The following is a 12,211-nucleotide window of genomic DNA, read 5'->3' on the forward strand; positions in this document are numbered from 1 at the left end:
TGCCGCGGGCCGGCGCGGCCCGGCGGGGGCGGGGTGGCCCGGGGTGGCGCGCCGGTGGCGCGGAGCCCGGCGGGGGGCCGTCGAAATCCCGTCATTCCCGTATCGCCGGTGGTCGGTGCCTTAAGGGGCCCACCCCGCGTTCTGCGGCCTGACGGACACTCAAGCGCCAATAAAATCAGACAACATAGGAAAGTGTTCCCGTCCCCGACCAGGGCATTCCCGATAGGCTCGGTCCGGCGTCCGGTTGATTTCCCGAGGCGCCGACACGCCTGCCCGGATGGTGGAATGCAGACACGGCGAGCTTAAACCTCGCTGGCCTTGAGGTCGTGCCGGTTCAAGTCCGGCTCCGGGCACTCCCACTTCGGCCGATCCACCCGCGCACACCCGGTGGCTCGGCCTTCTTCCGTTTCCGGCCCCGCCCGCCGTGCCGGCCGCGCGCCGGCGTGCGCCGACCGGGCCGCCCGCCCCGGACGCGGACCGCCTCCTGCACCCCCGCCGCCCCGCCGGGGACGCGCCGGCCGTCGCGGGAGGAGGCCGGTTGACGACCCGCCGCCCCCGCCGACCGGCCCGGCCGCCCCCGCCGACCGGCGGATATGCCCCTGCGCGCCGCCCGCCCTTCTCCTAAGATCCTCCTCCAGCAGTAGGGTGGTTTCTTTGCTAGCGCATTACTCTTGTTGCAAGGCCGCGCACGGTGGCCATGGAGGAGTGAGATGAGGAGCAGTAACCCGGTCTTCTCGCGACGGGGGTTCAGCCGCGACAACGGTGCCTACGCGGGCTTCGACGCGCAGCACCAGCAGGCCGGGGCCAACCCGTACGCGACGAATCCTTACGCCACCGACCCGGCCACCGGGATGCCCCAGGCGCCCGCCCGTGTCAACGCGATGACCATGGACGACGTCGTGAGCCGTACGGCCATGACGCTCGGCACGGTCATCCTCACCGCGACGCTCGCCTGGATCGCCCTCCCGGTCGACCCGGCGAACATCGGCAAGTCCTACGGCATCGCGATCGGCGCCGCGCTCGTCGCCATGGTCCTGGCCCTCGTCCAGGCGTTCAAGCGCAAGGCGGCCCCGGCGCTCATCCTGGGCTACGCGGCGTTCGAGGGCGTGTTCCTCGGCGTCATCAGCGCCGCCACCAGCACCTACATCGGTGCCGGTGTCGTCATCCAGGCCGTGCTCGGCACCATGTGCGTCTTCGCCGCGGTGCTGTTCGCGTACAAGATGCGCTGGATCCGCGTGACCCGCCGCTTCTACGGCTTCGTGATGGCCGCCGCCATGGGCTTCATGCTGCTGATGGTGGTGAACCTGCTGTTCTCGGTGTTCGCGGGCGGTGACGGCCTCGGCTTCCGCAGCGGCGGCCTCGGCATCCTGTTCGGCATCATCGGCGTCATCCTCGGCGCCGCGTTCCTCGCCCTGGACTTCAAGCAGGTCGAGGACGGCATCGCCTACGGCGCCCCCCGCGAGGAGGCCTGGCTGGCCGCCTTCGGCCTGACGCTGACCCTCGTGTGGATCTACCTGGAGCTGCTGCGCCTGTTCCAGATCCTCTCCGGGGACGACTAGCAGGACCGGGCCCGGCTGCGTCCGGGGCCCGCAGGCACCACCGGGAAGGCCCCGCGAGCGGAAGCTCGCGGGGCCTTCCCGCGTACCGGTGCGGACCGGACCGGTGGGGGGAGGGGGAAGGGGGCTGGTCAGCCCAACCTGCGGGCGGCCCTGCGCAGGTCGTACTCGTGGATGATCGCCTTGGCCTGGCCGTACGACAGCTCGTGCGCGCCGCGCAGCCAGCTGACCTTCTCCTCGAACCGGACCAGGGAGGGACCCTCGTCCACGGTGCGAAGCCATTCCGCGACCTCGCGGCCGGTCGTCTGCGGAATCCTGTCGATCATGTTGCGGTGGGTCTGCTCGGAGAACTCTACGGACATGGGCGCCTCCGGGGTGTGGCCGTGCTGTTCCCTTCCCGTCACCGTGCCGGAGAGTCCGGCCGTTGGCAATGGCGCCGCCCCGGCGCGTAAGGTCGGCCGGGTGCTCGATACCTCGCCCCTGACCGACGCCGTCGAACGCCTCGCCGACCGGCTGCGCGCCATGCCGCAGAGCCGCCTCCAGCGCGGAGCCGCCGCCGAGGCGCTCGAACTGGCCCGCGAGCTGTCCGTACGCGCCCAGCGGCTCGAATCGCCGGACGGGGCGGCTCCTGCGCACGCCATGCCCGACGCGGGCGTCTTCGCCGTCGGCGACCAGGTCGCCGTCGCCGGGACCGACCTCGCCGAGGCCCTGCGCACCGCCGCCCCGGAAACCGCGAAGGCCCCGTCCGAGATGCTGGACGAGGCCGTGCGGCTGGTGGAGCAGGCGGAGGTCAGAGCGACGCGATGACGCGGTCCGCCAGGATGTAGACGTTGTTGTCGGGGTCCTGCGCGTCACCGCCGCAGGAGAACGTCAGCGCGTACGCGCCCGAGATGCCCGAGCCGCCCAGCAGGACCGGCGCCGTGCCCGAGCGCAGCGCCTCCGCGAGGCGCTCCGCCGTCTCCCGGTGGCCCGGCGTCATGCACAGCGTCGTGCCGTCCGTGAACACGTACACGTCGAGCGTGCCCAGCGGGCCCGGGCGGACGTCCGCGAGCGCCGTACGGGCCTCCGCGAGCTCCTCCAGGCGGCTCACCGTGCGCTCGTGGTCCGCGCCGGCGGACGCCGGCTGGGACGGGACGAAGTCGGGGTGCGAGGGGTGGCGGCGGCGCGCGGCGGCCAGCTCCGCGGAGTCCTCCGGGTACTCGTCGACGACCTCCTCGCCGAGCACCGGCTCCAGACCCACCAGGTCGGCCTGGCGCGGCAGGAAGACCGGAACGTCGTCGGCCACGCCCGGAAGACCGCCGAGCAGCGGCGGGGCGTCGCCCGCGAAGGTCGGCGAGGCCTCGGCGGCCTCACGGGCCTCCTGCGCGGCCCAGAAGGCGCGCGCCTCCGCGAGCTCCCGCTCGCGCTCCTCGGCGAGGGCCTCCGCCACGGCGGCCCGTATCTCGGCGGCGGGGGACTCCACGGCGCCGCGGGCGTGCGGGACGCTCGCACGGCGCGACCGGGAAGGGGCGGCGAGCTCGCCCCGCAGGGCGGTGACCTGCTTGCGGAGGCCGTGGACGGCGTGCAGCGCAGCAGCGCCCACGGCCGCGGCGACGGCCGTGGTCAGCAGCAGGGCAAGAGACATGGCGCTCACTGACTAACTCCTGATTGACTCGATCCCCCGACTTCCTACATCAGAGTGTCCCGACCTGGGAATGGCGTGCAGTGCATTACGTCACGAAATGGACAGGGTGTTCGTCACACAGGACAGTGGCCTACCCCGTCTGACCTGCACAAATGCCGAACCCCCAGGACGTATGTCACATCCTGGGGGAGATTCGGTCACAGCTAGGCCGCGGGAGGATTGGCCGGGGGACCCCGGCGGGGCCCGGACCAGGCGAAACGGGCGGGTCGCCGCTCGGCTCAGCCGCTCGCCGCCACTGGTCGCGCCGGGCTTCGCCTCCGCTCCGGGCAGGTGCCGCCCTCGTTCCTCGGGCGACCCCTACCCTCCGCTGCGGCTCAGCTCAGCCGCTCGATGACCATCGCCATGCCCTGGCCGCCGCCCACGCACATCGTCTCCAGGCCGAACTGCTTGTCGTGGAACTGGAGGCTGTTGATCAGGGTGCCGGTGATGCGGGCGCCGGTCATGCCGAACGGGTGGCCGACCGCGATGGCGCCGCCGTTGACGTTCAGCTTGTCCAGCGGGATACCGAGGTCCCGGTAGGACGGGATGACCTGCGCGGCGAACGCCTCGTTGATCTCGAACAGGTCGATGTCGCCGACCGTCAGGCCGGCCCGCTTCAGGGCCTGCTTCGACGCCTCGACCGGGCCCAGGCCCATGATCTCCGGGGACAGGGCGGTGACACCGGTGGAGACGATCCGGGCCAGCGGGGTCAGGCCCAGCTCCCGCGCCTTCGTGTCGCTCATGATGACCAGCGCCGCGGCGCCGTCGTTCAGCGGGCAGCAGTTGCCGGCCGTGACCAGGCCGTCCGGGCGGAAGACCGGCTTCAGGCCCTGCACGCCCTCCAGGGTGACGCCGGCGCGCGGGCCGTCGTCCGTGCTGACGACCGTGCCGTCCGGGGTGGTCACCGGGGTGATCTCGCGGGCCCAGAAGCCGTTCTTGATGGCCTCCTCGGCCAGGTTCTGGGAGCGGACGCCGAACTCGTCCATGTCCTGGCGGGTGACGCCCTTGAGGCGGGCCAGGTTCTCCGCGGTCTGGCCCATCGAGATGTACGCGTCCGGGATCAGGCCGTCCTCGCGCGGGTCGTGCCAGGTCGAGCCCTCGGACTGGGCGACCTCGGCTGTCCGCGCCTCGGCCTCGGCGAACAGCGGGTTGTGCGTGTCCGGCAGGCCGTCGGAGGTGCCCTTCACCGAGCGGGAGACGGTCTCCACACCGGCGGAGACGAAGACGTCGCCCTCGCCCGCCTTGATCGCGTGCAGGGCCATGCGGGAGGTCTGCAGCGAGGAGGAGCAGTAGCGGGTGATCGTGGTGCCGGGCAGGTAGTCCATGCCCATCTGCACCGCGACGATGCGGGCCAGGTTGTGGCCCTGCTCGCCGCCGGGCAGGCCGCAGCCGAGCATCAGGTCGTCGATCTGGCGCGGGTCCAGCTCGGGGATCTTGGCCAGGGCGGCCTGGATGACCGTCGCGGTGAGGTCGTCCGGGCGGACGTCCTTGAGGGACCCCTTGAAGGCGCGCCCGATCGGGGAGCGGGCGGCGGAAACGATGACGGCTTCGGGCATCGGGGCTCCAAGGGGTGAGTTGCGGCTCATTGCGGACCGCATGCGAAGTTACCGGCCCGTACGGTCTTGGTCACCGGGTGGGGCATGTGATGCCGGTCGCTCCGCGGGGGTCGGGGCTGGTCCGGGGGTGTGCGGGGCAGTTGCCCCGCTGCCCCGCGGAGGCGTACGGAGCCCCGGGCTCGGGAGCCGAAGCCCCGGGCCGGGGGGCTCCCGGGGCTCTGCCCCGGACCCCGCGCCTCAAACGCCGGCGGGGCTGGATTTGCCCGGCCCCGGGGGTGGGAGGCGCGGGGTGGGTGGGCTTTCGGGGCTCTGCCCCGGACCCCGCGCCTCAAGCGCCGGCGGGGCTGGATTTGCCCGGCGGGGCGGGTGGTCAGGGGTCCTGGGAGGGGGTGAGGGTGGCCGGGGGGTGGGTGGGGGTGGCGTCCTCCGCCGGGACGCGCCTGCGGCGGCGGTGTTTCAGGAGGGCCCACGGGCCGCGGGCCGGGGTGACCTCCGTGCCCGCCTGGCCCGCGGCGGCCGAGGCGGCCTTGGCCACCGGCAGCATGTCCTCGTCCCGGGCCACTTCCAGCCGGTCCGACTCGGGCCACAGGGACAGCGCCGCGCACACCGTCGGCAGGATCGCCATCGCCGCGGTCGCGTACCCCTCGGCCGACGGGTGGTAGGAGTCCGGGCCGAACATCTCGCGCGGGTTCGCCTCGAACTCCGGGCCCAGCAGGTCCCCCATCGAGATCGTGCGGGCCCCCAGTGAGACGGCCCCTATCGTCTGGGCGGCGGCCAGCTGCCGCGACACGCGCCGGGCCAGCCAGCGCAGCGGCTGGTACACCGGCTCGATCGTGCCCAGGTCGGGGCAGGTCCCGACGACGACCTCGCTGCCCGCCAGCCGCAGCCGCCGCACCGCCGAGGTGAGGTGGCGCACCGACTGCGTGGGCGGCATCCGGCGCGTCACGTCGTTCGCCCCGATCATGATCACGCAGATGTCCGGCGGCGGCGCACCCCCGTCGAGCAGCAGGCCCGTCTGCCGGTCGAGATCGTCGGACATGGCCCCGGACAGGGCCACGTTCCGCAGCTCCACCGGCCGCTCGGCGACCGCCGCCAGCCCGGACGCCAGCAGCGCCCCCGGGGTGTGCCGCGCCCGGTGGACGCCCAGCCCGGCGGCCGTCGAGTCGCCCATCATCGCGAGCCGCAGCGGCCCCGGCTCCAGCCCGCTCCCGCAGAAGTCACCGCCGTAGAGGCCGTCCGCGCGCGGCGGATCCGGCAGGCCGCTGCCGACCGTCCGCTTGGCGAACTGGACCTCCGCCAGCACCAGCCCCACGGCGGCGACCCCGACCAGGCCGAGCCCGCCCCCGCCGTACGCCGCCCCCGCCGCGATCCGGCGGGCCGTCCTTGCTCTGGACACCCTTCACGCCACCTCCGTCCTTGTCGAGCTTCCTGCCCCGTACCGCCCGTCGGCCAATCCCTTTCCGCATACTCTGGCCATGTCTCCCGGAGAACCCGTGGAGTCCCATCCCTGGAGAACATGGTGCAATTCCACGACTCGATGATCAGCCTCGTCGGCAACACCCCGCTGGTGAAGCTCAACCGCGTGACCGAAGGCCTTCAGGCCACCGTCCTTGCCAAGGTCGAGTACTTCAACCCCGGCGGCTCCGTGAAGGACCGGATCGCCCTCCGGATGATCGAGGCCGCCGAGCAGAGCGGTGCTCTCAAGCCCGGTGGCACCATCGTGGAGCCGACCAGTGGCAACACCGGTGTAGGACTCGCCATCGTGGCCCAGCAGAAGGGCTACAAGTGCATCTTCGTCTGTCCTGACAAGGTGTCGATGGACAAGATCAACGTGCTGCGGGCGTACGGCGCCGAGGTCGTGGTCTGCCCGACCGCCGTCGACCCGGAGCACCCGGATTCCTACTACAACGTCTCCGACCGCCTCGTCCGCGAGACGCCCGGCGCCTGGAAGCCGGACCAGTACAGCAACCCGAACAACCCGCGCTCGCACTACGAGACCACCGGCCCCGAGCTGTGGGAGCAGACCGAGGGCAGGATCACGCACTTCGTCGCCGGCGTCGGCACGGGCGGCACGATCTCCGGCACCGGCAACTACCTGAAGGAGGTGTCCGGCGGCAAGGTCAAGGTCATCGGCGCCGACCCGGAGGGCTCGGTCTACTCCGGCGGCTCGGGCCGCCCGTACCTCGTCGAGGGCGTCGGCGAGGACTTCTGGCCGACCGCCTACGACCGGAACGTGGCCGACGAGATCATCGCGGTGTCCGACAAGGACTCCTTCCAGATGACCCGCCGCCTCGCCAAGGAGGAGGGCCTCCTCGTCGGCGGCTCCTGCGGCATGGCCGTCGTCGCCGCGCTGCGCGCCGCCGAGGGCCTCGGCCCGGACGACGTCGTCGTCGTCCTGCTCCCGGACAGCGGCCGCGGCTACATGAGCAAGATCTTCTCGGACGAGTGGATGGCCGGCCACGGCTTCCTGGAGGAGGCGGGTCCCGCCGCCCGCATCGGCGACGTCCTCGCCGACAAGGAGGGCGACATGCCCTCCCTGGTGCACATGCACCCGGAGGAGACCGTCGGCGAGGCCATCGAGGTGCTGCGCGAGTACGGCGTCTCCCAGATGCCGGTCGTCAAGCCCGGCGCCGGCCACCCCGACGTCATGGCCGCCGAGGTCATCGGCTCCGTCGTCGAGAAGGAGCTGCTCGCGGCACTGTTCGCGCAGCGCGCCGCGCTGAGCGACCCCCTGGAGAAGCACATGAGCGCGCCGCTGCCGCAGGTCGGCTCCGGCGAGCCCGTCTCCGACCTGATGGCCGCGCTCGGCAAGGCCGACGCGGCGATCGTGCTGGTCGAGGGCAAGCCGACCGGCGTCGTCAGCCGCCAGGACCTGCTCGCGTTCCTCGCGAAGAACGCCTGAGGCCTTCCGTGCCGCCGGCCGCGTGCCGGGGCTTCGTGCGATCGGCACAGGCCCGTCACGCGGCGGCAGCACCGGCTTAACACGGCCGGGGCACAGTGGTGGGTGTCGGCGGGGGCGAGGGCCCCGGCCGGCGCCACGGAACGGCGTCTGCACACCTCCGGAGCGGCTCCCGGACCCGCGGCGCCACGGACGCGGACGGCCCTGACCCGGCCCGTGTCCCGCGCGGGGACCGCCGTCGTCCCGCCCCTCGCACACCCCGAGGGTGCGGCGGTCCCCGCGTTCTCCGGCCCCGGTCCTCCCTCTCCCCGCTCCCTGCCGGGCGTCTCGCGGAGCGGGTGCGGCTTGCCGTGCCTGCATAGACGCATGCAGAGTGCTCCGTGACTGAATACGTACGGGGACGGAGGGTCGGGATGACGAGCGACAGCCCGGCGGCGCGCCTGCAGAGGCTGTTCGAGGGGCACCGGCTGACACCCACGCAGCGGCGGATCGCGCACTGCATGGTGCGCGGGGCCACCGAGGTGCCGTTCCTGTCGAGCGTGGAGCTCGCCGATCTGGCCGGCGTCAGCCAGCCCTCGGTGACGCGCTTCGCGGTGGCCCTCGGCTTCGACGGCTACCCGGCCCTGCGCCGCCACCTGCGCGAGGTGGCCCCGCCCGCCGAGCGGGCGGAGGAGCCGCAGGAGGACGCCTACAACGAGTACCAGCAGGCCGTCCAGGGGGAGATCGAGAACCTGCGGCAGCTTTCGGCCATGCTCGCCGACCCCTCGCCGGTCCAGGAGGCGGGCCGGCTGCTCGCCGCGTCGGCGCCGCTGCCCGTGCTGGGTCTGCGGGCGGCGTCCTCGCAGGCGCGCGGGTTCGCGTACTTCGCGGCCAAGGTCCACCCCGACGTGCGGCTCCTCGACGAGGGCGGCTCGATGCTCGCCGACCGGATCGACGCGGCCGTCGCCGCCGGCGCCTCCGCGCTGCTGTGCTTCGCGCTGCCGCGCCACCCCCGCGAGGTGGCCGAGGCGCTGGAGCACGCGCAGGGGGCGGGGCTGACGGTGGTGACGGTCGCCGAGTCGCCGTTCGCGCCGGTCGCCCGCTTCTCGGACCTGCTGATCCCCGCGCCGGTCGGCACCGGCCTGGCCTTCGACACCGCGTGCGCGCCGATGCTGCTGGGGCGGGTGCTGCTGGAGGCGATGGCCGACGCGCTGCCCGACGCGCAGGCCCGGCTGGAGGCCTTCGACGCGCGGGCCGCGGCCCGGGGCCTGTTCGTGGAGTAGGCCCGGGGCGGGGCGGCGGTCAGCCGAGGGGCTCCGCCAGGTCCGCGCCGGCCTCCGCCGCCAGGTCCTCCAGGGTCTGCGCCCGGCGGGCCGTACGGAAGGACACCCCGCCCGCGGCGTCCACGGTGAAGCCGAGGACGGCCGGCCGGGGCAGGCTGTTGTAGCCGTAGTGTGCGGTGAAGAAGTACGCGCCGGTGTCGGGGACGCCGATCAGGTCGCCGGGCGCCAGCTCGGGCAGCTCCCGCGCGGTCGCCAGCAGGTCGCCGGCGAAGCAGGCCGGGCCGGCCACGTCCTGGGCGACCGGCGGGCCCTGCTTCGGGGCGCCCTTGCCGTCGTAGGCCAGGATCCGCAGCGGCCACGCGGCGGGCGCGTAGACCGTGCGGGTGGCCAGCTGGACGCCGGCGTGGGTCAGGGCGATCGGCCGCCCGCCGGTGGTCTTCGTGTACTCGACGCGCGCCACGACCAGGCCGTGCTTGGCCAGCAGCGACCGCCCGAACTCGGTGACCAGCCCGTAGGAGCCGTCGAACAGCGCGGGGACCGCCTCGCGCAGCGCGGCGACGTAGTCGGCGTACGTGGGGGTGTGCGCGTCGGAGGTGAAGTCGACGGGCAGGCCGCCGCCGACGTCGAGGGTGTCGACCTGGCGGCGGCCTGCCGCCGCGTTGATCTCCTCGGCCAGTGCGTGCACCTCCCGTACGCCCTCGGCGATCAGCGGCAGCGGGACGCCCTGGGAGCCCGAGTGGGCGTGCAGCCGGGTCAGCCAGGGGCGGTCCAGGAAGGCGCCGACCAGCCAGGCGCGCGCTCCCTCGTCGCGCAGGGCGATCCCGAACTTCGAGGTCGCGGTGGCCGTGGAGAGGGCGTCGATGGCCCCGGCGCCCGTCTGGGGGTTGATCCGTACGCCGATCGGGGAGGCCGTCGGGTGCTGCGCGACCAGGGCGTCGAGGCGCTCCAGCTCCTGCCGGCTGTCGGCGTTGACGGCGATCCCGAGGGCGAGGGCCTCGCGCAGCTCGGCCGCCGTCTTGGCGGGGGAGTCCAGGACGGTCCGCTCCGGGCCCACCCCGGCGGCCCGGGCCAGGGCCAGCTCGCCGGGGCTGGCGACCTCGCACCCCAGCCCGCAGCCGGCGAGCAGCCGCAGGACGGGGACGAGGGGCGCGGCCTTGACCGCGAAGGCGTGCAGGAGGGGCGTCCCGGGCGGCACGGCCGCCGCGAAGGCGGCCGCCAGGGCCTCGGCGGAGGCGCGGATCCCGGCGGTGTCCAGCAGGCAGACCAGCGGCGGAGCGGAGTCCGCCCCGCCCACCAGGCCCTGCTCGACGGCGGCCCGGACGGCGAGGTCCCGGCGCTCGGCGGCGCCCTGCGCGTGCGTGTCGGCAGCCATGTCCGCCATCCCACCACCCGGCGCGCCCGCCCGCAGCTGTTGACTGGAAGTATTCAGCCGGAGAGGATGTGAATGGAATTACCCACAGCGTCTGGAGGCATCGCCATGTCAGGACCCCGCCCCGTACGGGCCGCGCGAGGCACCGAGCTCAGCACCCTGGGTTGGCAGCAGGAAGCCGCCCTCCGGATGCTGCAGAACAACCTCGACCCCGAGGTCGCGGAGCACCCCGACAAGCTCGTCGTGTACGGCGGCACCGGCAAGGCCGCCCGCGACTGGCGCTCCTTCGACGCCATGGTCCGCACCCTGCGCACCCTCAAGCAGGACGAGACCATGCTGGTCCAGTCCGGCCGCCCGGTCGGCGTCATGCAGACCCACGAGTGGGCGCCCCGCGTCCTCCTCGCCAACTCCAACCTCGTCGGCGACTGGGCCAACTGGGAGGAGTTCCGCCGCCTGGAGCACCTCGGCCTGACCATGTACGGGCAGATGACCGCCGGGTCCTGGATCTACATCGGCACCCAGGGCATCCTCCAGGGCACGTACGAGACCTTCGCCGCCGTCGCCGCGAAGAAGTTCGGCGGCACCCTCGCCGGCACCATCACCCTCACCGCCGGCCTCGGCGGCATGGGCGGCGCCCAGCCGCTCGCCGTCACCATGAACGACGGCGTCGCGATCTGCATCGACTGCGACCCGCGCGCCATCGAGCGCCGCATCGAGCACCGCTACCTCGACGTCAAGGCCGACAGCCTGGCGCACGCCCTCCAGCTCGCCACCGAGGCCCGCGACGCCCGCAGGCCGCTGTCCATCGGCCTCCTCGGCAACGCCGCCGAGCTGCTCCCGCAGATGCTCGCCGAGGGCGCGCCCATCGACATCGTCACCGACCAGACCTCGGCGCACGACCCGCTCGCCTACCTGCCGACCGGCGTCGACTTCGACGACATGGCCTCCTACGCGGCCAAGGACCCGGCCGGCTTCACCACCCGCGCCCGCGAGTCGATGGCCAGGCACGTCGAGGCCATGGTCGGCTTCATGGACGCAGGCGCCGAGGTCTTCGACTACGGCAACTCCATCCGCGGCGAGGCGCAGCTCGCCGGCTACGACCGGGCGTTCGCCTTCCCCGGCTTCGTCCCCGCCTACATCCGCCCGCTGTTCTGCGAGGGCAAGGGCCCCTTCCGCTGGGCCGCCCTCTCCGGCGACGCCGCCGACATCGCCAAGACCGACAAGGCGATGCTCGACCTGTTCCCGGAGAACGAGTCCCTGGCCCGCTGGATCAAGATGGCCGGCGAGCGCGTCCACTTCCAGGGCCTGCCCGCCCGCATCTGCTGGCTCGGCTACGGCGAGCGCGACAAGGCCGGCGAGCGCTTCAACGACATGGTCGCGAGCGGCGAGCTGGCCGCCCCGCTGGCCATCGGCCGCGACCACCTCGACTGCGGCTCCGTCGCCTCCCCGTACCGCGAGACCGAGGCCATGCTCGACGGCTCCGACGCCATCGCCGACTGGCCCCTGCTCAACGCCATGGTCAACGTGGCCTCCGGCGCCTCCTGGGTCTCCATCCACCACGGCGGCGGCGTCGGCATGGGCCGCTCCCTCCACGCCGGCCAGGTCACCGTCGCCGACGGCACCCCGCTGGCCGGCGAGAAGGTCCGCCGCGTCCTCACCAACGACCCCGGCATGGGCGTCATCCGGCACGTCGACGCCGGCTACGACATCGCCGAGTCCGTGGCCGACGCCAAGGGCGTGCGCGTCCCGATGCGCGAGGGCGACACCGGAGCCTCCGCGTGAGCCAGAGCTTCCACGCCATGTGGGCGTGGGGGTGGGGCCCCCGTCGCAAAGGAACGCCCCAAGGCGTCCCCCGCCCCACCCCGGACCGAGACAAAGCCACACTACCATTCTTTTTTTCTATTGA

The 12,211-nt window shown here is 73.4% G+C and carries 10 protein-coding genes and 1 tRNA gene; 6 read left to right on the forward strand and 5 right to left on the reverse strand.

From position 1 onward, the window contains the following. The first annotated feature begins 271 nt into the window (after positions 1-271). Together ACZ462_RS29925 and ACZ462_RS29930 are read left to right on the forward strand one after the other, a co-directional pair. Positions 272-353 (forward strand) — tRNA-Leu (locus ACZ462_RS29925). Positions 354-710: 357 nt separating this feature from the next. Beyond that, positions 711-1,559, forward strand: a complete 849-nt coding sequence (locus ACZ462_RS29930) for a Bax inhibitor-1/YccA family protein (RefSeq protein WP_467809169.1) — start codon at positions 711-713, stop codon at positions 1,557-1,559. Positions 1,560-1,687: 128 nt separating this feature from the next. On the opposite strand, the gene ACZ462_RS29935 is transcribed toward ACZ462_RS29930, so the two are convergent. After that, complete coding sequence (locus tag ACZ462_RS29935) at positions 1,688-1,918, reverse strand: DUF4287 domain-containing protein (RefSeq protein WP_467809168.1); 231 nt, start codon at positions 1,916-1,918, stop codon at positions 1,688-1,690. Between the two features lie 100 nt (positions 1,919-2,018). On the opposite strand from ACZ462_RS29935, the gene ACZ462_RS29940 reads away from it, so the two are divergent. Next, positions 2,019-2,363, forward strand: a complete 345-nt coding sequence (locus ACZ462_RS29940) for a hypothetical protein (protein WP_467809166.1) — start codon at positions 2,019-2,021, stop codon at positions 2,361-2,363. Here ACZ462_RS29940 and ACZ462_RS29945 read toward each other — a convergent pair. The 3 genes from ACZ462_RS29945 to ACZ462_RS29955 all read right to left on the reverse strand — a co-directional run bounded on the left by ACZ462_RS29945 (position 2,347) and on the right by ACZ462_RS29955 (position 6,171). After that, positions 2,347-3,180, reverse strand: coding sequence for a hypothetical protein (locus ACZ462_RS29945; protein WP_467809188.1), 834 nt, complete (start codon positions 3,178-3,180; stop codon positions 2,347-2,349). The two genes, ACZ462_RS29940 and ACZ462_RS29945, sit on opposite strands and share 17 nt — an antisense overlap. 374 nt (positions 3,181-3,554) lie before the next feature. Then, positions 3,555-4,775, reverse strand: a complete 1,221-nt coding sequence (locus ACZ462_RS29950; protein WP_467809165.1) for an acetyl-CoA C-acetyltransferase — start codon at positions 4,773-4,775, stop codon at positions 3,555-3,557. Between the two features lie 370 nt (positions 4,776-5,145). Then, complete coding sequence (locus ACZ462_RS29955; RefSeq protein WP_467809163.1) at positions 5,146-6,171, reverse strand: SGNH/GDSL hydrolase family protein; 1,026 nt, start codon at positions 6,169-6,171, stop codon at positions 5,146-5,148. A gap of 123 nt (positions 6,172-6,294) precedes the next feature. Between ACZ462_RS29955 and ACZ462_RS29960 the strand changes: the two genes are divergently transcribed. Both ACZ462_RS29960 and ACZ462_RS29965 read left to right on the forward strand, forming a co-directional pair. Further along, positions 6,295-7,677 (forward strand): cystathionine beta-synthase, encoded by a 1,383-nt coding sequence (locus ACZ462_RS29960; protein ID WP_467809186.1) that lies wholly within the window; start codon positions 6,295-6,297, stop codon positions 7,675-7,677. 410 nt (positions 7,678-8,087) lie between these two features. Next, positions 8,088-8,936: a MurR/RpiR family transcriptional regulator gene (locus ACZ462_RS29965; protein WP_467809162.1), complete on the forward strand. Its 849-nt coding sequence runs from the start codon at positions 8,088-8,090 to the stop codon at positions 8,934-8,936. Positions 8,937-8,955: 19 nt separating this feature from the next. Here the strand turns inward: ACZ462_RS29965 and ACZ462_RS29970 are convergent, their stop codons facing one another. Continuing rightward, complete coding sequence (locus tag ACZ462_RS29970; protein ID WP_467809161.1) at positions 8,956-10,308, reverse strand: type III PLP-dependent enzyme domain-containing protein; 1,353 nt, start codon at positions 10,306-10,308, stop codon at positions 8,956-8,958. Positions 10,309-10,413: 105 nt separating this feature from the next. On the opposite strand from ACZ462_RS29970, the gene hutU reads away from it, so the two are divergent. After that, positions 10,414-12,087 carry a urocanate hydratase gene (gene hutU, locus ACZ462_RS29975; RefSeq protein WP_467809159.1) on the forward strand — a complete coding sequence of 558 codons (1,674 nt, stop codon included), beginning with the start codon at positions 10,414-10,416 and terminating at the stop codon, positions 12,085-12,087. Positions 12,088-12,211 lie beyond the last annotated feature (124 nt).

It is taken from the genome of Streptomyces sp. NPDC031121 (genome assembly GCF_055570615.1).